Annotated in this window: 20 protein-coding genes and 5 tRNA genes; 18 read left to right on the forward strand and 7 right to left on the reverse strand. The window is 71.0% G+C overall.

Annotated elements, in window-relative coordinates; genetic code table 11:
* Positions 1-36 precede the first annotated feature (36 nt).
* Positions 37-450 (reverse strand): roadblock/LC7 domain-containing protein, encoded by a 414-nt coding sequence (locus ACFYXA_RS30795; RefSeq protein ID WP_130443512.1) that lies wholly within the window; start codon positions 448-450, stop codon positions 37-39.
* Between the two features lie 9 nt (positions 451-459).
* Positions 460-4,212: a nitrate- and nitrite sensing domain-containing protein gene (locus tag ACFYXA_RS30800; RefSeq protein WP_389039056.1), complete on the reverse strand. Its 3,753-nt coding sequence runs from the start codon at positions 4,210-4,212 to the stop codon at positions 460-462.
* Positions 4,213-4,812: 600 nt separating this feature from the next.
* Between ACFYXA_RS30800 and ACFYXA_RS30805 the strand changes: the two genes are divergently transcribed.
* The 9 genes from ACFYXA_RS30805 to ACFYXA_RS30845 all read left to right on the forward strand — a co-directional run bounded on the left by ACFYXA_RS30805 (position 4,813) and on the right by ACFYXA_RS30845 (position 8,848).
* Complete coding sequence (locus ACFYXA_RS30805; protein WP_165430469.1) at positions 4,813-5,007, forward strand: hypothetical protein; 195 nt, start codon at positions 4,813-4,815, stop codon at positions 5,005-5,007.
* A gap of 155 nt (positions 5,008-5,162) precedes the next feature.
* Positions 5,163-5,948 carry a fumarylacetoacetate hydrolase family protein gene (locus tag ACFYXA_RS30810; protein WP_352247192.1) on the forward strand — a complete coding sequence of 262 codons (786 nt, stop codon included), beginning with the start codon at positions 5,163-5,165 and terminating at the stop codon, positions 5,946-5,948.
* The gene (gltX, locus tag ACFYXA_RS30815; RefSeq protein WP_352247191.1) at positions 5,941-7,425 is read left to right on the forward strand and encodes a glutamate--tRNA ligase; all 1,485 of its coding nucleotides are present in this window, start codon (positions 5,941-5,943) and stop codon (positions 7,423-7,425) included. Before ACFYXA_RS30810 ends, gltX begins: the two co-directional genes overlap by 8 nt.
* 71 nt (positions 7,426-7,496) lie before the next feature.
* Positions 7,497-8,228 (forward strand): HAD family hydrolase, encoded by a 732-nt coding sequence (locus tag ACFYXA_RS30820; protein ID WP_351095858.1) that lies wholly within the window; start codon positions 7,497-7,499, stop codon positions 8,226-8,228.
* 91 nt (positions 8,229-8,319) lie between these two features.
* Positions 8,320-8,391 (forward strand) — tRNA-Gln (locus tag ACFYXA_RS30825).
* A 42-nt stretch (positions 8,392-8,433) separates the two neighbouring features.
* Positions 8,434-8,506, forward strand: a tRNA-Glu gene (locus ACFYXA_RS30830).
* Between the two features lie 61 nt (positions 8,507-8,567).
* A tRNA-Glu gene (locus tag ACFYXA_RS30835) sits at positions 8,568-8,640 on the forward strand.
* Between the two features lie 20 nt (positions 8,641-8,660).
* A tRNA-Gln gene (locus ACFYXA_RS30840) sits at positions 8,661-8,732 on the forward strand.
* 43 nt (positions 8,733-8,775) lie between these two features.
* A tRNA-Glu gene (locus tag ACFYXA_RS30845) sits at positions 8,776-8,848 on the forward strand.
* Between the two features lie 164 nt (positions 8,849-9,012).
* Here the strand turns inward: ACFYXA_RS30845 and ndgR are convergent.
* On the reverse strand, positions 9,013-9,729 hold the full coding sequence (ndgR, locus tag ACFYXA_RS30850) for an IclR family transcriptional regulator NdgR (protein ID WP_010984119.1): 717 nt from the start codon (positions 9,727-9,729) through the stop codon (positions 9,013-9,015).
* A gap of 187 nt (positions 9,730-9,916) precedes the next feature.
* Here ndgR and leuC point away from each other — a divergent pair, with 187 nt between their 5' ends.
* From leuC to ACFYXA_RS30870, 4 genes are all read left to right on the forward strand, one after another.
* The gene (gene leuC / locus ACFYXA_RS30855) at positions 9,917-11,347 is read left to right on the forward strand and encodes a 3-isopropylmalate dehydratase large subunit (protein WP_352247190.1); all 1,431 of its coding nucleotides are present in this window, start codon (positions 9,917-9,919) and stop codon (positions 11,345-11,347) included.
* A 6-nt stretch (positions 11,348-11,353) separates the two neighbouring features.
* Positions 11,354-11,947, forward strand: a complete 594-nt coding sequence (leuD, locus tag ACFYXA_RS30860; protein ID WP_130443198.1) for a 3-isopropylmalate dehydratase small subunit — start codon at positions 11,354-11,356, stop codon at positions 11,945-11,947.
* A 293-nt stretch (positions 11,948-12,240) separates the two neighbouring features.
* Positions 12,241-12,471: a hypothetical protein gene (locus ACFYXA_RS30865; protein ID WP_130443196.1), complete on the forward strand. Its 231-nt coding sequence runs from the start codon at positions 12,241-12,243 to the stop codon at positions 12,469-12,471.
* 136 nt (positions 12,472-12,607) lie between these two features.
* Positions 12,608-13,261: an HU family DNA-binding protein gene (locus tag ACFYXA_RS30870; RefSeq protein WP_352247188.1), complete on the forward strand. Its 654-nt coding sequence runs from the start codon at positions 12,608-12,610 to the stop codon at positions 13,259-13,261.
* A 120-nt stretch (positions 13,262-13,381) separates the two neighbouring features.
* Here ACFYXA_RS30870 and ACFYXA_RS30875 read toward each other — a convergent pair whose 3' ends face one another.
* Both ACFYXA_RS30875 and cofC read right to left on the reverse strand, forming a co-directional pair.
* Positions 13,382-13,585, reverse strand: coding sequence for a hypothetical protein (locus ACFYXA_RS30875; RefSeq protein ID WP_130443192.1), 204 nt, complete (start codon positions 13,583-13,585; stop codon positions 13,382-13,384).
* Positions 13,586-13,594: 9 nt separating this feature from the next.
* On the reverse strand, positions 13,595-14,233 hold the full coding sequence (gene cofC / locus ACFYXA_RS30880) for a 2-phospho-L-lactate guanylyltransferase (protein WP_352247187.1): 639 nt from the start codon (positions 14,231-14,233) through the stop codon (positions 13,595-13,597).
* Positions 14,234-14,389: 156 nt separating this feature from the next.
* Between cofC and ACFYXA_RS30885 the strand changes: the two genes are divergently transcribed.
* From ACFYXA_RS30885 to ACFYXA_RS30895, 3 genes are all read left to right on the forward strand, one after another.
* Positions 14,390-15,262: a lysophospholipid acyltransferase family protein gene (locus ACFYXA_RS30885; RefSeq protein WP_352247186.1), complete on the forward strand. Its 873-nt coding sequence runs from the start codon at positions 14,390-14,392 to the stop codon at positions 15,260-15,262.
* Entirely contained in the window at positions 15,259-16,269 is a 1,011-nt protein-coding gene (locus tag ACFYXA_RS30890; RefSeq protein WP_352247185.1) for an NAD(P)H-dependent glycerol-3-phosphate dehydrogenase, read from the forward strand. The genes ACFYXA_RS30885 and ACFYXA_RS30890 overlap by 4 nt, the downstream gene beginning before the upstream one ends.
* A gap of 80 nt (positions 16,270-16,349) precedes the next feature.
* Entirely contained in the window at positions 16,350-17,507 is a 1,158-nt protein-coding gene (locus ACFYXA_RS30895; RefSeq protein WP_389039068.1) for a D-alanine--D-alanine ligase family protein, read from the forward strand.
* Between the two features lie 16 nt (positions 17,508-17,523).
* Here the strand turns inward: ACFYXA_RS30895 and ACFYXA_RS30900 are convergent, their stop codons facing one another.
* Together ACFYXA_RS30900 and ACFYXA_RS30905 are read right to left on the reverse strand one after the other, a co-directional pair.
* Complete coding sequence (locus tag ACFYXA_RS30900) at positions 17,524-17,997, reverse strand: DUF3515 domain-containing protein (RefSeq protein ID WP_389039071.1); 474 nt, start codon at positions 17,995-17,997, stop codon at positions 17,524-17,526.
* A gap of 20 nt (positions 17,998-18,017) precedes the next feature.
* Positions 18,018-18,251, reverse strand: a complete 234-nt coding sequence (locus ACFYXA_RS30905; protein ID WP_130443182.1) for an Lrp/AsnC family transcriptional regulator — start codon at positions 18,249-18,251, stop codon at positions 18,018-18,020.
* Between the two features lie 206 nt (positions 18,252-18,457).
* On the opposite strand from ACFYXA_RS30905, the gene ACFYXA_RS30910 reads away from it, so the two are divergent.
* The gene (locus ACFYXA_RS30910; protein ID WP_351095874.1) at positions 18,458-19,423 is read left to right on the forward strand and encodes a thiamine-phosphate kinase; all 966 of its coding nucleotides are present in this window, start codon (positions 18,458-18,460) and stop codon (positions 19,421-19,423) included.
* Positions 19,420-20,217 (forward strand): bifunctional hydroxymethylpyrimidine kinase/phosphomethylpyrimidine kinase, encoded by a 798-nt coding sequence (gene thiD, locus ACFYXA_RS30915; RefSeq protein ID WP_389039075.1) that lies wholly within the window; start codon positions 19,420-19,422, stop codon positions 20,215-20,217. Before ACFYXA_RS30910 ends, thiD begins: the two co-directional genes overlap by 4 nt.
* The last annotated feature ends 6 nt before the right edge of the window (positions 20,218-20,223 follow it).

Raw genomic sequence — 20,223 nt, forward strand, 5'->3', positions numbered from 1 at the left:
ACGGTGATTTCGTGAGGGGGGTGGTACCGGGGACGGTCAGTGGAGCAGACTGCCTTGGAGTTCGGCGCGCAGGTCGGGCGTCAGGACCGCGCCCGCACGGTCGACGAGGAGCGCCATCTCGTAGCCGACGAGGCCGATGTCGCACTCCGGGTGTGCGAGCACGGCGAGGGACGAGCCGTCCGAGACGGACATGAGGAAGAGGAATCCCCGCTCCATCTCGACGACCGTCTGGGACACCCGGCCGCCCTCGAAGATCCTCGAGGCGCCCGCGGTCAGCGACGTGAGCCCGGACGCGACGGCCGCCAGCTGGTCGGCACGGTCGCGCGGGAATCCCTCGGACATCGCCAGCAGAAGCCCGTCGGCGGACACGACGACGGTGTGGGACACCCCGGGGGTGTTGTCCACGAAGTTGGTGATCAACCAGTTCAGATTCTGGGCCGCCTGGCTCATCTGGCTCAACTAACGCTCCTGCTGGTGAGTGGGGCTGGGGAAACTGCCGGTCGAGCCGTTGCCGGCCTGACGACCCTGTGCGATGCCCCGACGGAGATTGGTCAGCCGTCCGCGTACGTCGTCAGGCGCACGCGAGACCTGCGGACCGCTTTGGTGCTGTTGCTGCTGAGCCGTGCCCGGGACGAGGTTCGCCCGGGGCACCCGGCGCGGCAGGCCGGAGGTGGTGACGCCGCCCGCGGCCGGCTGCCGGACTCGCTCGGCCTGACGGACGAGTTCGTCGTTGGGCGAGGTGCGCCACGAGGAGGTCGTGGCGCCCGTGGCCGCGGGACGCTGGGGTGCGGCGGGAGCCTGCGGCTGCTGCCGCTGAGGCGCCGGCGCCGTGCCGTTGCCGTCCTCGCCCTGGGCACCGTGGAACCAGTTGGTCTCCAGGGTGTCGTAGAGCGGGGTACGGCCGTCGCCGGGACCCTGGGCCGGCGGCAGCGCCTCCGGCTCGGGGCGGGCGGCGTGACGCTGCGGGGCGGGCTGCTGCTGTGGGGAGCCGTAGCCGTTGCCCGCGGTGTCGTTCTGGGGCCGCTGGTACTGGCCCGTGGACGCGGGGTCCTGACGGGCGGGCAGCGAGGGCTGCCCGGGAGCGGCGCTGTCGTAGCCCGGTGCGGCGAACTGGCCGGTGGAGCCGTTGTCGTACGCCTGCGGAGCGGCGAACCTGCCTTGGTCCGCCGGGGTGTTCTGGTTGCCCGGGGAGCCGAAGACGTCCGAGCGGACGAAGCCGTCCTGCTGGCCGCCCGCGCCGGGAGCCGGGAACTGGCCCGTGTCCTGGTGACGTCCGTTGCCCTGGCCGCCGTTGACCGCCGGGTACTGACCCGCGCCCTGGCCACCGGCCGGGCGCATGAAGTCGGCGGGGCCGGCAGTGCCCTGGCGCTCGTCGATGCGGGGGATCGCGGGTATCTCGGCGGTGGAGCCGGGACCCCGGTCGTTCACGCGCGGCATCTGCGCGGTCTGGGCGGCGTCCGGCTCCTCGTGGCCGCGCGGGGCGTCCAGCGGGGTGCGTGCGGACGGCGGGTAGGTGGTCTCGTCGGCCCAGTTGGTCCCGACGTTCCCGCGCGGCGGCTGGTTGCCGCCCGGCAGTTCGGCGCGCGGGCCGCCGCGCGGCGGCAGCTGCGGCTGGCGGCCGCGGCCGCCCTGCTCGGACCGGTTGTCCTGGGGGCGCTGCGCGGACGGCGGACGCCCGCCGCCGAACAGGTCCTGACCCTGGGAGGGCGCGCCGGTACCGGCCGCCTGGAGGCCCTGCGGGGCGCCCGGGGCCTGACCGCCGAAGCCGGCGCCCGCCGGGGCCGGACGGCCCTGCTGGGGCGAGGCGGGGGGCTGAGTTCCGCGCGGGGCGTTGTTCGGACGGCCGCCGCCGTCCCGTCCGGGCAGCGCGGCCCGGGGGCCCTGACCGGCGGGCAGGCGGCTGTTGTTGCCACCGCCGAAGGCTCCGCCACCGCCGAGCGCGCCGGCCTGCTGACCGCCCTGCTGGCCGCCCTGACGGCGGGCGGCAGCGGCGCCTGCGGCGGCCTGCGCGGCGGCGGGACCGCCGGAGACCCCGCCCTGACCGGGCTTGGGCTGCGGCTTCTTGCCGCCCTGGGCGACGTCGACGGGCAGCATGACCAGCGCGGTCGTGCCGCCGGAGTCGGACGGGCGCAGCTGGATGCGGATGCCGTGCCGCTGCGACAGCCGGCCGACCACGAAGAGGCCCATGCGGCGGGAGACGGAGACGTCCACGGTGGGCGGCGCGGCGAGCCGCTCGTTGATCGCGGCGAGGTCCTCGGGGGAGAGGCCGATGCCGGTGTCGTGGATCTCGATCAGCACCCGGCCGTCGGGCAGCGCGTGACCGGTGACCTTGACCTTGGTCTGCGGCGAGGAGAACGAGGTGGCGTTCTCCAGCAGCTCGGCGAGGAGGTGCACGAGGTCGTTGACGACCCGGCCGGCGACCTCGGTGGTCGGCACCGAGGCCAGCTCGATGCGCTCGTACTGCTCCACCTCGGACGCGGCGGCGCGCAGCACGTCGACCAGCGGGACCGGGCGGGTCCAGCGCCGGCCGGGCTCCTCACCCGCGAGGACGAGGAGGTTCTCACCGTTACGGCGCATACGGGTCGCGAGGTGGTCGAGCTTGAACAGCGAGGACAGCTGGTCCGGGTCGGCCTCGCGGGACTCCAGTTCGGAGATGAGCGAGAGCTGACGCTGGATGAGGCCCTGGGAGCGGCGCGAGAGGTTGGTGAACATCGCGTTGACGTTGCCCCGCAGCAGGGCCTGCTCGGCGGCGAGACGGACGGCCTCGCGGTGCACGTCGTCGAAGGCCGCGGCCACCTTGCCGATCTCGTCCCTGGAGTGCACACCGACCGACTCGACGGAGGTGTCGACGTCCTGCGGGTCGGACTCGGACAGCTGCTTGACCAGCTCGGGCAGCCGGTCCTGGGCGACCTTGGTGGCGGTCTCCTGGAGGCGGCGCAGCGAGCGGATCATGGACCGGGCGACGACGAACGCGCCGACCAGCGAGACGCCGAGCACGAGCAGGATCAGCGCACCGGAGATGATCGCTTCCTGCTCCGACTCGGCGCGCAGCTCGCGGGCCTTCTGCTCCATCTGCTCCAGCAGCGTGGTCTCGATGTTCTTCATCTGCTGGATCTTGGTGGTGCTGGCGTCGAACCAGTCCTGGTACGACCGCTTGTTCAGCGACTGCAGACCGGTGGCCGAGCCGAGGGCACGGGTGGCGTAGGTGTCCGCGTCCTCGATGGTGGGGCTGCCCTGCTCGACGGGCTCCAGCAGGGTCTCGGCGTCGTCGTCGCCGTAGATGCTGCGGAAGCTCGCGAGCTCGGAGTCCTGGTTCTGCAGCGCGGCGTCGCCGTACTGGCGGTCGTTCTCGGAGAGCTTGCCGAGCTGGGTGTTGCTCGCCGGCAGGGCGGCCGACAGGACGGCCCGCTGGACGGAGGCGTACTCCTTGGCGGAGGAGAAGGCGGCCAGCGCGCGGGTGCGCTGGATCATCTCCGGGTTGCTGGTGGCTTGCGCCATGTCCTGCGACAGGTCGAGCAGCGAGGTGATGAGGCGGTGGTACGCCTCCACCGTCTGGGTGGAGTTCTTCTGCTCCGCGTAGGCCGCCTTGCGGACCTTGGCGATGTTGCCGAGGTCGCCGAGCAGACCCACGAGGCTGTCGCGGACGCCCTGGAGGTTGTCGTCCGAGCTGGCGGCGTCGATGTCCTCGGAGGCGTCGCTGAACGCGGCCAGCGACTGGTCCGTCTTCTCCCGGACGCCCTTGACCGTCGCGTCGGTCTCCTTCGCGCCGTGGGCGAGGGGGCCGGCGGACTTGTCGCGCTCCTCCTGGAGGCGGCTGGCCAGCTCGGTGGCCTGCTTGGTCATGTCGGTGAGCAGCCGCATGTTGTCGAGCTGCTGGATGTCGTCCATCGACTGGTTGATGCGCAGCGTGCCCAGCGTCGTGGCCGCGACCACGGGCAGGGTCAGCAGCGCGACCAGTCGGGTGGAGATGCGCCAGTTGCGCAGAGCGACACGGGAGCCGGTGCCGGGGGAGGCGGCCGTGGGCTTCACCGTCGGATTCTGGGGGAGCGCGGCCGCGGACGCGGACGTGCCGGAGCGGCCGCCGCCCTCGCCGGAAGCCTGGCCCGGGTTCTGGGCGTGCTGGGGCGAGGAGCTGCCGGCCGTGGGGCCAGTCCCGCCGTGCGGCTCCGGCTCCGCCGAAGCGCTGCCATCCCTCTTGAAACGTCCCTGCACTAGCGTCGCAACCTCTGGACCAGGCGCCCCCCGCGTGAACGGAAGGACGGTGTCGGCGTGTTGAGGGGTGCCCTGAATGCGGCCCCTCTAACGGTCGTGATGGACCGGCGCTGGCTCCCCCTCTCGCCGCCGCTCGGCGCTGCTGTGCGCCCTGCGCGCCGGCCAGTTCCAGCGGCGGTCCGTGAGATTCCAGCACAGTGCCGGATCTCCAACAAGGCTTGTTGGCCGGGCTGTGACATGAGTGACAGTCCGTGAGGGAGGTATTACCGCATGTAGAAAGTGTTCTCTCGCAATGCGGACAAAGGTGGGCGAAGGCCTGGGGTCAGGGACGTGTCCCAGTCGCCATGATCAGGAGCGGAATGGGTGGTTCGGTACGTCGATGTCCGTTTCCTCGTGCCCGGAGGTGGGCCTGATTTGACCGAATTGGGCGGGGATTCGTGAGCAAACTCACACGCAGATCATGAGACCTTCACGCCTTCCCCGGGAATGGCGTGCATAGCCTGAGCCTTTACAGATATGGCAAATCCGACAAGCCGCGCCCTTGCGGAGGTCCGCCGACGGCCCTCCCGGCGCCCGAAGAGAACAGGGCTACGTAGAACAGTGAAGACGACCGCGATGTTCCACAAGATCGCCAACCCGCAGCGTACGACGCTGGCGCACCTCAAGGACGCCGACGAGCTGCGGCTCCTCGAACAGAGGGAGCACGCCGTCGATCTCCCGGCCCAGACCGCCAACCCCAAGCGCACCATCCTCAACGAGGTACCCGTCGCGGCACTCGCCGCCTCCGCGGAGTAATACGCGCGCCGGCCGCCGGATGCTCAAGGGGTCCTTGCGCAGGACCCCTCAGGCTGCCGTCAACGGATGTCAAGGGCGTCCCCGGCCGGGGACGCCCTTCCGCGTTAGCCTGGACCGTCAGACTCCCGCCAGCTCAGCAAGGGGCCAACCAACCCGTGCGCATCGCCAGGTTCTCCATCGACGGGAACGTCGCCTTCGGCGCGGTCGAAGGCGACAAGCCGGACGAGCTCGTCCTGAACATCATCAAGGGCATCCCGTTCGCGGACCACGAGCTCTCCGGCACCAGGGTGCCGATGAGCAAGGTCCGGCTGCTCCCGCCCGTGCTGCCCAACAAGGTCGTGGCCTTCGGCCGCAACTACGCCGAGCACGCGCGCGAACTGGGCCACGACGTCCCCGACGCCCCGTTCGCCTTCTTCAAGCCGTCGACCTCGGTCATCGGACCCGGCGACAACATCCAGTACCCGGCGTTCTCCGAGGAACTGCACCACGAGGCCGAGCTCGCCGTCGTCATCGGCCGCATGTGCCGCGAGGTCCCGCGCGAACGCGTCGCCGACGTCATCCTCGGCTACACCTGCGCCAACGACGTCACCGCACGTGACGTCCAGCGGCGCGAGAAGCAGTGGGCCAGGGCCAAGGGCTTCGACAGCTCCTGCCCGCTCGGCCCGTGGGTGGAGACGGACCTGGACCTGAAGGCCGCGTCCGACCTCACCGTCCAGCTCACGGTCAACGGCCGGCAGCGGCAGCTCGGCCGCACCAGCGAGATGATCCATCCCATCGAGGATCTGATCGTCAACATCACCGAGGCCATGACGCTGCTCCCCGGCGACGTGATCCTCACGGGCACCCCGGCAGGGGTCGGCCCCCTCAACGTCGGCGACGAGGTCGCCGTCACCATCGAAGGCATCGGCACTCTCACCAACAAGGTTGTCAAGCGTGGCTAGCGCACCCGGCTCCCCCGTACGCGTCCGTTTCTGTCCCTCGCCCACCGGTAACCCCCATGTGGGCCTGGTCCGCACCGCCCTGTTCAACTGGGCGTTCGCCAAGCACCACCAGGGCACCCTGGTCTTCCGCATCGAGGACACCGACGCCGCCCGCGACTCCGAGGAGTCCTACGAGCAGCTGCTCGACTCGATGCGCTGGCTGGGCTTCGACTGGGACGAGGGCCCCGAGGTCGGCGGCCCGCACGCGCCGTACCGCCAGTCGCAGCGCATGGACCTCTACAAGGACGTCGCGCAGAAGCTGCTCGACGCCGGCCACGCCTACCGCTGCTACTGCTCCCAGGAGGAGCTGGACACCCGCCGCGAGGCCGCCCGCGCCGCCGGCAAGCCCTCCGGCTACGACGGCCACTGCCGCGAGCTGACCGCCGGGCAGGTCGCGGAGTACGAGGCCCAGGGCCGCGCCCCCATCGTCCGCTTCCGGATGCCCGACGAGACGATCACCTTCACCGACCTGGTCCGCGGCGAGCTCACCTTCACCCCGGAGAACGTCCCGGACTACGGCATCGTCCGCGCCAACGGCGCCCCGCTCTACACGCTCGTCAACCCGGTCGACGACGCCCTGATGGAGATCACCCACGTCCTGCGCGGCGAGGACCTGCTCTCCTCCACCCCCCGCCAGATCGCCCTCTACAAGGCGCTGATCGAACTGGGCGTCGCCAAGGACATCCCGGCCTTCGGCCACCTGCCGTACGTCATGGGCGAGGGCAACAAGAAGCTCTCCAAGCGCGACCCGCAGGCGAGCCTGAACCTCTACCGGGAGCGCGGCTTCCTCCCCGAGGGGCTGCTCAACTACCTCTCCCTGCTGGGCTGGTCGCTCTCCGCCGACCAGGACGTCTTCTCCACCGACGAGATGGTCGCGGCCTTCGACATCAAGGACGTCAACCCCAACCCGGCCCGCTTCGACCTCAAGAAGTGCGAGGCGATCAACGGCGACCACATCCGGCTGCTCGACGTGAAGGACTTCACCGAGCGCTGCGCCCCCTGGCTGAAGGCCCCGTTCGCGCCCTGGGCGCCGGAGGACTTCGACGAGGCCAAGTGGCACGCGATCGCCCCGCACGCGCAGACCCGGCTGAGGGTCCTCTCCGAGATCACCGACAACGTCGACTTCCTCTTTCTCCCCGAGCCGGTCTTCGACGAGGCGAGCTGGGCCAAGGCGATGAAGGAGGGCAGCGACGCCCTGCTGCGCACGGCCCGCGAGAAGCTGGAGTCGGCCGACTGGACGTCCGCCGAGTCCCTCAAGGAGGCCGTCCTCGCGGCCGGCGAGGCCCACGGCCTCAAGCTCGGCAAGGCCCAGGCCCCGGTTCGCGTCGCTGTCACCGGCCGCACGGTCGGCCTGCCCCTCTTCGAGTCCCTGGAGATCCTGGGCAAGGACAAGACCCTGACCCGCATCGACGCGGCCCTGGCCAGGCTGGCGGCGTAACGCGCACCACGTGAGGGGCGGTGTCCGCAAGCCCGGGCGCCGCCCCTCACGCACGCGCTACCGTCGAGGCCATGACGATTCGCGCGGTTGTCTGGGACGTCGACGACACCCTCTTCGACTACACGAGCGCCGACCGGGAGGGCATGCGCAGGCATCTGGACGTCGAGGGACTCCTGGCCGCGTACGACACCCCCGAGGCCGCCGTCGTCCGGTGGCGGGAGGTCACCGACCGGCAGTGGCGGCGCTTCGAGGCGGGCGAGGTCACCTTCGAGGGGCAGCGCCGCGACCGGGTCCGGGTCTTCCTGGACCGGGAGATGACCGACGCGGAGGCCGACGTCTGGTTCCGGCGTTACATGGATCACTACGAGGCGGCCTGGGCGCTCTTCCCCGACGTGCTGCCCGTCCTGGACGCCCTCGCCACCAGCCACCGCCACGCCGTGCTCTCCAACTCCAGCATCCACGTCCAGGACCGCAAGCTGCGCGTCCTCGGCGTGCACGACCGCTTCGAGGCGATCCTGTGCGCGGCCGAACTCGGCGTCGCGAAACCGCAGGCCGCCGCGTTCCTCGCGGCCTGCGAGGCGCTCCGGCTGCCCCCGCACGAGGTGGCGTACGTCGGCGACCACCCGGAGATCGACGGCCAGGGCTCCGCCGACGCCGGCCTGCTCTCCGTGTGGGTCGACCGCCACGGCGGCACGGCCACCGTCGAACTCCCCTCCGGACGGCACCGGATCGCCAGCCTGTCCGAACTCCCGGCGATCCTCGGCGCGGATACCCGTTTTGGAGCGCAGTCCACCTTCGGGTAATGTTCCTTCTGCGCCGCCGGGGAGCGGGCCGAAAAGGCCGGACCCGGGGGAGCGAACTAGAACAAGATCCCTTCCGGGATCGGCGTTCCAGTGGCCTATGGTGTAATTGGCAGCACGACTGATTCTGGTTCAGTTAGTCTTGGTTCGAGTCCAGGTAGGCCAGCTCGCAGAGCTCATCTGCACCAGTGGAGATTTGCTCCACGAAGCCCCCGTTGTGTAGCGGCCTAGCACGCTGCCCTCTCAAGGCAGTAGCGCCGGTTCGAATCCGGTCGGGGGTACAGATCCTTCCCGCGGGGAGAGTCGGGTAGCTCCCGCTCGCCTCGATGCAGGATCGCTAGGGCCCCCGTTGTGTAGCGGCCTAGCACGCCGCCCTCTCAAGGCGGTAGCGCCGGTTCGAATCCGGTCGGGGGTACAAACTGGTCTAAACCACATTGGTCTATGGTGTAATTGGCAGCACGACTGATTCTGGTTCAGTTAGTCTAGGTTCGAGTCCTGGTAGACCAGCTCGGATCTGCGGCGGTGCAGTTTGAACGCCTGCAAGATCCTCGCCCCCGTTGTGTAGCGGCCTAGCACGCCGCCCTCTCAAGGCGGTAGCGCCGGTTCGAATCCGGTCGGGGGTACAAGACAGCGGCTCCCCACCTCAGCTGAGGCGGGGAGCCGTTCGCGTTGTACGACGGACGCGGCCGGGGCGCGCGGGACGCCGTGCGCGTCATGTGATCGTTCCTCCGTGGCCCGCCGCGGCGTTGAGGCCGGCCCCGGAGGAACGTGGTCCTCGGCTTTACGGTCAGCCCGTGCGGCGCAGCGCCTCCGAGAGGCGGCCCGCCGCGTCGATGACGGCCTGCGCGTGCATCCGCCCCGGGTGGCGGGTCAGACGCTCGATGGGGCCGGACACCGAGACGGCGGCCACGACCCGGTTGGAGGGGCCGCGCACGGGCGCGGAGACGGACGCCACGCCCGGCTCGCGCTCGCCGATCGACTGGGCCCAGCCCCGCCGCCGTACGCCCGACAGGGCCGTCGCCGTGAAGCGGGCGCCCTGCAGTCCGCGGTGGAGGCGCTCGGGCTCCTCCCAGGCCATCAGGATCTGCGCCGAGGAGCCCGCCTTCATGGTGAGCGTCGAGCCGACCGGGACCGTGTCCCGAAGGCCGGACAGGCGCTCCGCCGCGGCCACGCAGATCCGCATGTCGCCCTGGCGGCGGTAGAGCTGCGCGCTCTCGCCCGTCACATCGCGCAGGTGGGTGAGCACCGGGCCGGCGGTCGCGAGCAGGCGGTCCTCGCCCGCGGCGGCGGCCAGTTCGGCAAGCCGCGGACCGAGGATGAACCGGCCCTGCATGTCGCGCGCCACCATGCGGTGGTGTTCCAGTGCCACGGCCAGCCGGTGGGCCGTGGGTCGTGCCAGTCCGGTCGCCGCGACCAAGCCCGCGAGGGTGGCCGGACCGGACTCCAGAGCGCTCAGGACGAGGGCTGCCTTGTCCAGAACGCCGACGCCGCTACTGTTGTCCATGAAACGATATTCCCGTCTCACTCTGTGAAACGCAAGTTCAATTTTCCGTGAGACGCGCAACCCTTGGACCTACAGCGGCCCGCAGACCAACGGGCCCGGCGGCGAGCGCCCGGGGACCGGGACAGGGCGCCGCCTCCACAAGATCTCTAGTTGGGCCGGGCGACTTCCGCCGGCCGAAGGGAAAGCGATGGGTAGGACACTCGCGGAGAAGGTCTGGGACGATCACGTCGTCCGGCGCGCCGAGGGCGAGCCCGACCTCCTCTTCATCGATCTGCACCTGCTGCACGAGGTGACCAGCCCGCAGGCCTTCGACGGACTGCGTCAGAACGGCCGGCCGGTGCGCCGCCTCGACCTCACCATCGCGACCGAGGACCACAACACCCCGACCCTCGACATCGACAAGCCCATCGCCGACCCGGTCTCCCGCGCCCAGCTGGAGACCCTGCGCAAGAACTGCGCCGAGTTCGGCGTCCGGCTGCACCCGCTCGGCGACGTCGAGCAGGGCGTCGTCCACGTCGTCGGACCGCAGCTGGGGCTGACCCAGCCGGGCATGACGGTCGTCTGCGGCGACTCCCACACCTCCACGCACGGCGCGTTCGGCGGGCTGGCCTTCGGTATCGGCACCTCGCAGGTCGAGCATGTGCTGGCCACCCAGACGCTGCCGATGACCCGCCCCAAGACCATGGCCATCACGGTCGACGGCGAACTGCCCGAGGGCGTCACCGCCAAGGACCTGATCCTGGCGATCATCGCCCGCATCGGCACCGGCGGCGGCCAGGGCTACGTCCTGGAGTACCGCGGCTCCGCCATCGAGAAGCTCTCGATGGAGGCCCGGATGACCATCTGCAACATGTCGATCGAGGCCGGCGCCCGGGCCGGCATGATCGCCCCCGACGAGACGACCTTCGCCTACCTCGAGGGCCGTCCGCACGCCCCGAAGGGCGAGGACTGGGACGCGGCCGTCGCGTACTGGAAGACCCTGAAGACCGACGACGACGCCGAGTTCGACGCCGAGGTCGTCATCAAGGCCTCCGAACTGTCGCCGTTCGTCACCTGGGGCACCAACCCCGGCCAGGGCGCGCCGCTTTCGGCGGACGTCCCCGACCCCGCTTCGTACGAAGACGCTTCGGAGCGCTTCGCCGCCGAAAAGGCCCTGGAATACATGGGGTTGGAGGCCGGGCAGCCGCTGCGCTCGATCAGCGTGGACACCGTCTTCGTAGGCTCATGCACCAACGGCCGTATCGAGGACCTGCGGGCCGCCGCCGACATCGTCCGGGGCCGCAAAGTCGCCGACGGCGTACGGATGCTGGTCGTCCCGGGCTCCGCGCGCGTGGGTCTGCAGGCCGTCTCCGAGGGCCTGGACGTCGTCTTCAAGGACGCCGGCGCCGAATGGCGGCACGCGGGCTGCTCGATGTGCCTCGGCATGAACCCCGACCAGCTGGCCCCGGGTGAGCGCTCCGCGTCCACCTCCAACCGCAACTTCGAGGGCCGGCAGGGCAAGGGCGGTCGTACGCACCTGGTGTCGCCGCAGGTCGCCGCGGCCACCGCGGTCCTGGGCCACCTGGCCTCCCCGGCCGACCTGTCCGACGACGCCCCCGTCACGCCCGCTGGAGTCTGATCAGTCATGGAAGCATTCACCACGCACACCGGCCGGGCCGTCCCGCTGCGCCGCTCCAACGTCGACACCGACCAGATCATCCCCGCCCACTGGCTCAAGAAGGTGACCAGGGACGGATTCGAGGACGGGCTGTTCGAGGCCTGGCGCAAGGACGAGTCGTTCGTCCTCAACCGCCCCGAGCGGCAGGGCGCGACCGTGCTGGTCGCCGGCCCCGACTTCGGCACCGGCTCCTCCCGCGAGCACGCCGTGTGGGCGCTGCAGAACTACGGCTTCAAGGCCGTGATCTCCTCTCGCTTCGCCGACATCTTCCGCGGCAACTCGCTGAAGAACGGCCTGCTCACGGTGGTCCTGGAGCAGAAGACCGTGGACGCGCTCTGGGAGCTCACCGAGAAGGACGCGACAGCTGAGGTCACCGTGGACCTCGAGGCGCGTGAGGTGCGCGCCGAGGGCATCACCGCCTCCTTCGAGCTGGACGAGAACTCCCGCTGGCGGCTGCTGAACGGGCTGGACGACATCTCCATCACCCTGCGCAACGAGGCCGACATCGCCGCCTACGAGGCCAAGCGCCCGTCGTACAAGCCGCGGACGCTCACGGTCTGATCCGCGAGGACCCCTGAGGGGTCGTCCCGGCGCCGCCCGTCGGCAGGGGCGAGATCCGGCCACCGCGAAACCCTTCCGTACCCCCGATCACTCCGATCGGGGGTACGGCCGTTTTCGTCCTCGCACACCTCGGCGAGTCTTCGCGGTTCCTCCCAACTTCCCACGTTAAGAAGGTGGTTGCCGGGGTACGCGAGGTGTGTGGACGCGATCTCCGCAGTCGCCAGGACGGCTGTCCCAGGCGGCAGTTGCCCCCTGGGCGGGCGACAACTCGCCCCAGATGGCACAATCTGTGCATGGAACACGACGGCCAACTCCAGCTCTATACGGCGGTCGCGAACCAACTCAAGGAAGCGCACTCACGAGTGCGCGCACTGCAAGTCCCGGAGGGCGTACGGATGGCGCTGGCCCGGAAGCTGCTGGTCATTACGGCCGCGGCCAAGCACGATCTCGCCGACGCGACAAGGCGGCTGGAGCGGTTCATGGCGGACCTCGATCAGGGACGAATGCCTGAAGAGGAGCGCTGATCGCCTCCGGAGCAGCCGATTTCGTTGCGGCACAAGGGTGATTAGCCCGTTTCGTGTTTGATTTGCGGTATATATCTGCCTAACGTGCGAAAAAGCTTGAACACTTTCGTTCTGGCGAGGTTCCGAAGGGGAAGACGTGAACAAGGCGCAGCTCGTAGAAGCGATTGCCGACAAGTTGGGCGGCCGCCAGCAGGCCGCCGACGCGGTCGACGCGGTCCTGGACGCCATCGTCCGCGCGACCGTCGCCGGGGACCGGGTCTCGGTCACCGGCTTCGGTTCGTTCGAGAAGGTCGACCGTCCGGCGCGTTACGCCCGCAACCCCCAGACGGGCGAGCGGGTTCGGGTCAAGAAGACGTCCGTGCCGCGCTTCCGCGCCGGCCAGGGCTTCAAGGACCTGGTGAGCGGCTCGAAGAAGCTCCCGCGCGGCGGCGAGGTCGCCGTCAAGAAGGCCCCCAAGGGCAGCCTGAGCGGCGGCGCCACGGCGACGGTCAAGAAGGCCGCCGCCAAGAAGGCCACCACCAAGGCCGCCGCCAAGAAGACCACCCCCGCGAAGAAGACGACGGCCGCCGCGAAGAAGACCTCGGCCGCCAAGAAGACGACCGCGAAGAAGACGACGGGCAAGACGGCCGCTGCCGCGAAGAAGACCAGCGCCGCCAAGACCGCCACCGCGAAGAAGACGACGGCGAAGAAGGCCCCGGCGAAGAAGGCGACCGCCGTCAAGGCCCCCGCCAAGAAGTCGACCGCGCGCAAGACCACCGCCAAGAAGACCACTGCCGCCCGCCAGGCGTAAGGGTTCAGGGGCACTCACACGCTGGGCCGGACTCCCTCATGGAGCCCGGCCCGCGGCGTGTCCGCACGCGCGCCACGCCCCGCGAGGACCCGCGACTCTGACGCTCCCGCCGGGCGCCGGTCAGAACGTCTGCAGCGTCACGAGCGTGATCCGCCGCGCGTCCCCCTCGCCCTCGGTCTCGATCCGCACCCGCTGACCGGGGCGCAGCAGCCTCAGCCCGCCCGCGTCGAACGCCGGCGCGTCGAAGGGAACCGGAGTGCCGTCGTCCAGCAGCACCTGTCCGCTGCGGCTGCCGGGGTCGTACGTGTACGCGGTGGCCTGCATGACGGCAGCCTACTGCCCGGGGATCAGCAGCCGCGCGGCCGCGGCGGCCGTGCGGGGGCCCACGCCCAGGGCCAGGGCGGCCCGCAGGTCCTCGCCGGTGTCCACGTCCTGGCGGACGGAATCCACCGCGTCGAGCCGGAGTTCCACCGCCCCGGAAACACGGTGGCGGTCCCGGGAATCCGGACCGAATGCGGGAAGCAATTCACCGTCCGGGCCGACGGCGAGAAGGGTCGTGCCGATTGCCGCGGCATCCGGGAGAAAAGCGCGCGGGAATTCAGCGGCCGCGTCCAGTACCCGCGCCAATTCCAGTGGACGCAGAGCCGGCAGATCGGCGTTCAGCGCCGCGATCGCGCTCCGGGGACGTGCGGCCCGTACGAAGGCCGCCCCGTGCTCCAGCGCGCCGTTCAGACCGGTGCGCGGCTCGTCGGGGACGACGCGGGCGCCCAGCGCCGCCAGTTCACGCCCGGCCAGCGCGTCGTCCGTGACGACTGCCACATCCCGCACCACCGGGCAGGCCAGCGCGGCCGCCACCGTGTCCTGGGCGAAGGCGAGGGCGAGTCCGGGGCGCAGTTCGCCGGCCGCGGTGTCCGCGAGCCTGCTCTTGGCCAGCGCCAGAGGCTTCACGGGTATGACCAAGTTCCACTGCACCGGTGTACCGTCCCTCTCTCGTCGCCGCCATTGTCACCCGGCCCCTCCGGCGCGGCCTCGGTCGGGGCGTACGGTGTTCTCGACACAGAGGCGGCCTGGGGCGACACTTGTGCGGCCCCCAGGCGCCGTAGGGAAGTCCTAGAGGAAGGTGTCCGCGTGCCCCGCCGCAGAATCGGGTTCTGGTACCGCTTCGCTGCGGTCCTGTGCAAACCGCCCTTGGTGGTGCTGATCAAGCGGGACTGGCGCGGAACGGAGCACATCCCGGCCGAGGGCGGATTCATCACCGCGGTGAACCACAATTCGCACGTCGATCCCTTCGCCTACGCGCACTACCAGTACAACACCGGACGAGTGCCGCGATTCCTGGCGAAGAGCGGGCTGTTCAAGAAGGGGTTCGTCGGCGCCGCGATGCGCGGCACCGGGCAGATCCCCGTCTACCGCGAGAGCAGCGACGCCCTCAGCGCCTTCCGCGCCGCGATCGACGCGGTGGAGCGCGGCGAGTGCGTCGCCTTCTACCCCGAGGGCACCCTCACCCGCGACCCGGACGGCTGGCCGATGACCGGCAAGACCGGCGCCGCGCGCGTGGCCCTGCAGACCCGGTGCCCGGTGATCCCCGTCGCGCAGTGGGGCGCCAACGAACTGCTGCCGCCCTACGCGAAGAAGCCCAACCTCTTTCCCCGCAAGACCCACCACGTCCTCGCGGGCCCGCCCGTGGACCTGGCGCGGTTCTACGGCAAGGAGATGACTCCCGAGCTGCTGAAGGAGGCGACGGAGGTCATCATGGCCGCCGTCACCCGCCAGCTGGAGGAGATCCGCGGCGAGAAGGCGCCCGCCACGCCCTACGACCCGCGCCGGGAGCGGATCGAGCAGCGCCGCCGCACCCAGGAGGAGCAGACGCGGCCGCCGGAGGCGACGCAGGCTCAGCAGACGCCGGCTCCGGCATCGGTACCCGCACCGGCACAGACGAAGACGCCCGCACCGACGCAGACCGGTCGGCCGGCCGTCCGAGAAGGGGAGAACGGCACGTGAGCAAGCCCGTCAAGGCGGCCGTGTTCGGCACCGGATCCTGGGGCACCGCCTTCGGGCGGGTCCTCGCCGACGCGGGCTGCGAGGTGACGCTGTGGGCGCGCCGCGCCGAGCTCGCCGACGCGGTCAACTCCACGCGGACCAACCCGGACTACCTGCCCGGCGTCGAACTCCCCGCCAACCTGCGCGCCACCGCCGACGCCGCCGAGGCCGCGCGGGACGCCGACTTCACCGTCCTCGCGATCCCCTCGCAGACCCTGCGCGACAACCTCGCCGAATGGCGCCCGCTGCTCGCCCCGCACACCGTCCTCGTCTCCCTGATGAAGGGCGTCGAACTCGGCACGACCATGCGGATGAGCGAGGTGATCGAGGACGTCGCCAAGGTGGCCCCCGAACGCGTCGCCGTGGTCACCGGACCCAACCTCGCCAAGGAGATCGCCTCCCGGATGCCGGCGGCGGCCGTGGTCGCCTGCGTCGACGAGCCCGTCGCGCAGCGGCTCCAGACCGCCTGCCACACCCCGTACTTCCGCCCCTACACCAACACCGACGTCGTCGGCTGCGAACTGGGCGGCGCGGTGAAGAACGTCATCGGGCTCGCCGTCGGCATCGCGGACGGCATGGGCCTCGGCGACAACGCCAAGGGCTCCCTGATCACCCGCGGCCTCGCCGAGACCACCCGCCTCGGTCTGGCGATGGGCGCGGACCCGCTCACCTTCTCCGGACTGGCCGGTCTCGGCGACCTGGTGGCGACCTGCTCCTCGCCGCTGTCGCGCAACCACACCTTCGGCACCAACCTCGGCAAGGGCATGACGCTCCAGGAGACCATCGCCGTCACCCGGCAGACCGCCGAGGGCGTCAAGTCCTGCGAGTCCGTGGCGGATCTGGCCCGCCGGCACGGCGTCGACATGCCCATCACCGAGACGGTCGTCGACATCGTGCACGAGGGGAAGCCCCCCCTGGTCGCGCTCAAGGAGCTGATGTCGCGCAGCGCGAAGCCCGAACGACGCTGAGCGACACCGGAGGGACCCTGAGCGCACCCCGGGAGTCGACGCTGGGTCCGGGCACCGCCACCGGGTACTCTCAACCCGATATGAGCACCGAGAACCTCCCCCAGAGCCCCGGCCAGCCCGCCCGCAAGCCGCGCGTGGCCGTCGTGTTCGGCGGGCGCAGCTCCGAACACGGGATCTCCGTGGTCACCGCGGGCGCCGTCCTCAAGGCCATCGACCGGACCAAGTACGAGGTCCTGCCGATCGGCATCACCCGGGACGGCCGCTGGGCGATCACCGCCGACGCGCCCGAACGCATGGCGATCACCGAGCGCCGGACGCCCAGCGTGGAGGAGCTCGCGGAGTCGGCCGAGGGCGGCGTGATCCTCCCCGTCGACCCGGCCAACCGCGAAGTCGTCTACAGCGAGCCCGGATCGGTGCCCAAGGCGCTCGGCGAGGTCGACGTCGTCTTCCCGGTGCTGCACGGCCCCTACGGCGAGGACGGCACCCTTCAAGGCCTGCTGGAGCTCTCCGGCGTCCCCTACGTCGGCTCGGGCGTGCTCGCCTCCGCCGTCGGCCAGGACAAGGAGTACATGAAGCGGGTGTTCACCTCCTTCGGGCTCAAGGTCGGCCCGTACGTGGTGATCCGCCCCCGGGAGTGGCAGCAGGACGAGTCCGCCGCCCGCAAGAAGATCGTCGACTTCGCAGGCGAGCACGGCTGGCCGCTCTTCGTGAAGCCCGCGCGCGCGGGCTCCTCCATCGGCATCACCAAGGTCGACGACCTCGCCGGACTGGACGACGCGATCGCCGAGGCGCAGAGCCACGACCCGAAGATCCTCGTCGAAGCGGCGCTGCGGGGCCGCGAGATCGAGTGCGGGGTGCTGGAGTTCGAGGACGGCCCGCGCGCCTCCGTCCCGGCCGAGATCCCGCCGCCGGACGCGCACGCGTACTACGACTTCGAGGCCAAGTACATCGACTCGACGCCGGGGATCGTGCCCGCGCCGCTGACCGACGAGGAGACCGCCGAGGTGCGGCGGCTCGCGGTGGACGCCTACGAGGCCGCCTCCTGCGAGGGCCTCGTGCGCGCGGACTTCTTCCTCACCGAGGACGGCGAGTTCGTGATCAACGAGATCAACACCATGCCCGGCTTCACGCCGATCTCGATGTACCCGCAGATGTGGCAGGCCAGCGGCGTCGGCTACCCCGAGCTGGTCGAGCGGCTCATCCAGGCGGCGCTGCGCCGCTCCACGGGACTGCGCTGACCGTCGCGGCCCGAAGTCAGTCGGCGATCCCTTCGGGGATCGCCGACTTGACGGCCGGCGCGAGGTCCACCAGCGCGGCCGCCCCGTCCCCGGAGGGCACCGAGACCTCGACGTACGCCCGCCGCAGAGCGGTGGTGCACCGGTAGCCGCCGTCCCCCTGCTTCTCCATCAGCCAGGCCACGCCGTCCACCTCCCCGGAGTCGGCGTTCGTATCGTTCATCTCCGCGGGCCGCTCCACACCGCAGCGCAGTATGATCGCCGGGTCCCCCCAGCCCGCGGTCAGCGCAGACGCGGGTCCGGGATCCCGGCGGTCACGTCCGTCCACCTTCGACGGCAGCGCCCTGTCGAGGTTCCGGCACAGTTCCACGACCTTCGCGGAAGGGCTGGGAACCGCGACCGAGGCGCTGTCGTCTGCCGAGGAGCAGCCCGCGGCCGCGCAGAGCAGAGCGAGGACGGGCAGGCCACTGAGCCGGCGACGGAAAAGATTCACCGGCCAAGCGTAGACGGGGGCTACAGATGCACGACCGGGCAGGTCAGGGTTCGCGTGATCCCGTCCACCTGCTGGACCTTGGCGACCACCATGCGGCCGAGGTCGTCGACGGTGTCGGCCTGGGCCCGCACGATCACGTCGTAGGGACCCGTGACGTCCTCGGCCTGGACGACGCCGGGGATCTTGCCGATCGACTCGGCGACGGTCGACGCTTTACCGACGTCCGTCTGGATCAGGATGTACGCCTGTACCACGGAACCTCCAGGGCGGCCACGAGGATCATGTGGGGAAAAGGAACGCCACGGTATCGCGTCGTAGCTCGCCACGGGGAGACCCGCGGGGAGCGCGACTCGCGCGCCGGGGTGGGGGCAGGACAGAAGTTGACGGCCACCTCGACCGTATCGAGGACACTGGTGACGCGCGACCGGGCAAGGACAGCATCAGAAGGGGCGAAAGGTCAATGAAGGGCACTGTTGGTGAGCTCGGTGAGTTCGGGCTCATCAGGGAGCTCACCTCCCGTCTCACGACCTCCGCGGCGGTCCGGGTGGGCCCCGGCGACGACGCCGCCGTGGTCGCCGCCCCCGACCGGCGGGTCGTGGCCAGCACGGACATCCTGCTGGAGGGACGGCACTTCCGCCGGGACTGGTCCACCGCCTACGACGTCGGCCGCAAGGCGGCCGCGCAGAACCTCGCCGACATCGCCGCGATGGGCGCCGTCCCGACGGCGCTGCTGCTCGGCCTGGTCGTGCCCGCCGAACTGCCGGTCACCTGGCCCACGGAGCTGATGGACGGCCTGCGCGACGAGTGCCAGGTCGCCGGCGCCTCCGTGGTCGGCGGGGACGTCGTGCGCGGCGACACGATCATGGTGTCGATCACCGCGCTCGGCGACCTGCGCAACCAGGAGCCCGTCACCCGGGCCGGCGCGCAGCCCGGCGACCTGGTCGCGGTGACCGGCTGGCTGGGCTGGTCGGCCGCCGGGTACGCGATCCTCTCCCGCGGCTTCCGCTCGCCCCGCGCCTTCGTCGAGGCGCACCGCCGCCCCGAGCCGCCGTACCACGCGGGCCCCGCGGCCGCCGGGCTGGGCGCGACCGCGATGTGCGACGTGAGCGACGGGCTGATCGCCGACCTCGGGCACATCGCGGAGTCCAGCAAGGTCCGCATCGACATCCGGTCCGGTGCGATCGACATCCCCTCGCAGATGAACGACATCGGCCAGGCCGTCGGCGTCGACCCCATGCAGTGGGTGCTGACCGGGGGAGAGGACCACGCCATCGTGGCGACCTTCCCGCCGGACGTGAAGCTGCCGGCCCGCTGGAAGGTGATCGGCGAGGTCCTCAACCCGTCCGCGCTGCCCCAGGTGACGGTCGACGGCGCCCCTTGGACGAGCAAGGGCGGCTGGGACCACTTCGGGGACATGGAGTCATGAGCGCACCGCCCCGGGTGCTGACGGTCGCCGGCTCCGACTCCGGCGGCGGAGCGGGAGTTCAGGCCGACCTGAAGACGATGCTCGCGCTGGGCGTGCACGGCATGAGCGTGCTCACCGCCGTCACCGCCCAGAACTCCCTCGGCGTGCAGGGCGCATGGGAGCTGCCGGCCGAGGCGGTGCGCACCCAGTACCGCAGCGTCGTGGACGACATCGGCGTCCAGGCCGTGAAGACCGGCATGCTCGCCTCCGCCGAACTCGTCGAGACCGTCGCCGAGTTGCTCGCCGGCACGGACGCGCCGGTGGTCGTCGACCCGGTCGGCGTCTCCAAGCACGGCGACCCGCTGCTGGCGGCCTCGGCGCTGGACTCCGTCCGCACGAAGCTGCTGCCGACGGCGACCGTCGCCACTCCGAACCTCGACGAGGTGGCCCAACTGACCGGCGTGCGCGTCGAGTCGGAGGCCGACCTGCGGGAGGCGGCGCACGCCGTGCTGGCGTACGGGCCGCGGTGGGCCCTGATCAAGGGCGGGCATCTGGCCGGCCCCGCCGTGGACCTGCTCACCGACGGCGTCACCGAGCACTGGCTGCGCGCGCCCCGGCACGACAACCGGCACACCCACGGCACGGGCTGCACCCTCGCCTCGGCGATCGCGGCGCAGCTCGCCAAGGGGCGGCCGGTGCCGGAGGCGGTGACGGCGGCCAAGGAGTACGTCACCGGGGCGATCGCCGCCGGGTTCGCGCTGGGCGCGGGCATCGGGCCGGTGGACCACGGCTGGAACCTCACCCGGGGCGGCTGACCGCCG

This window comes from Streptomyces sp. NPDC002566 (assembly GCF_042889585.1).
Lineage (GTDB): Bacteria > Actinomycetota > Actinomycetes > Streptomycetales > Streptomycetaceae > Streptomyces.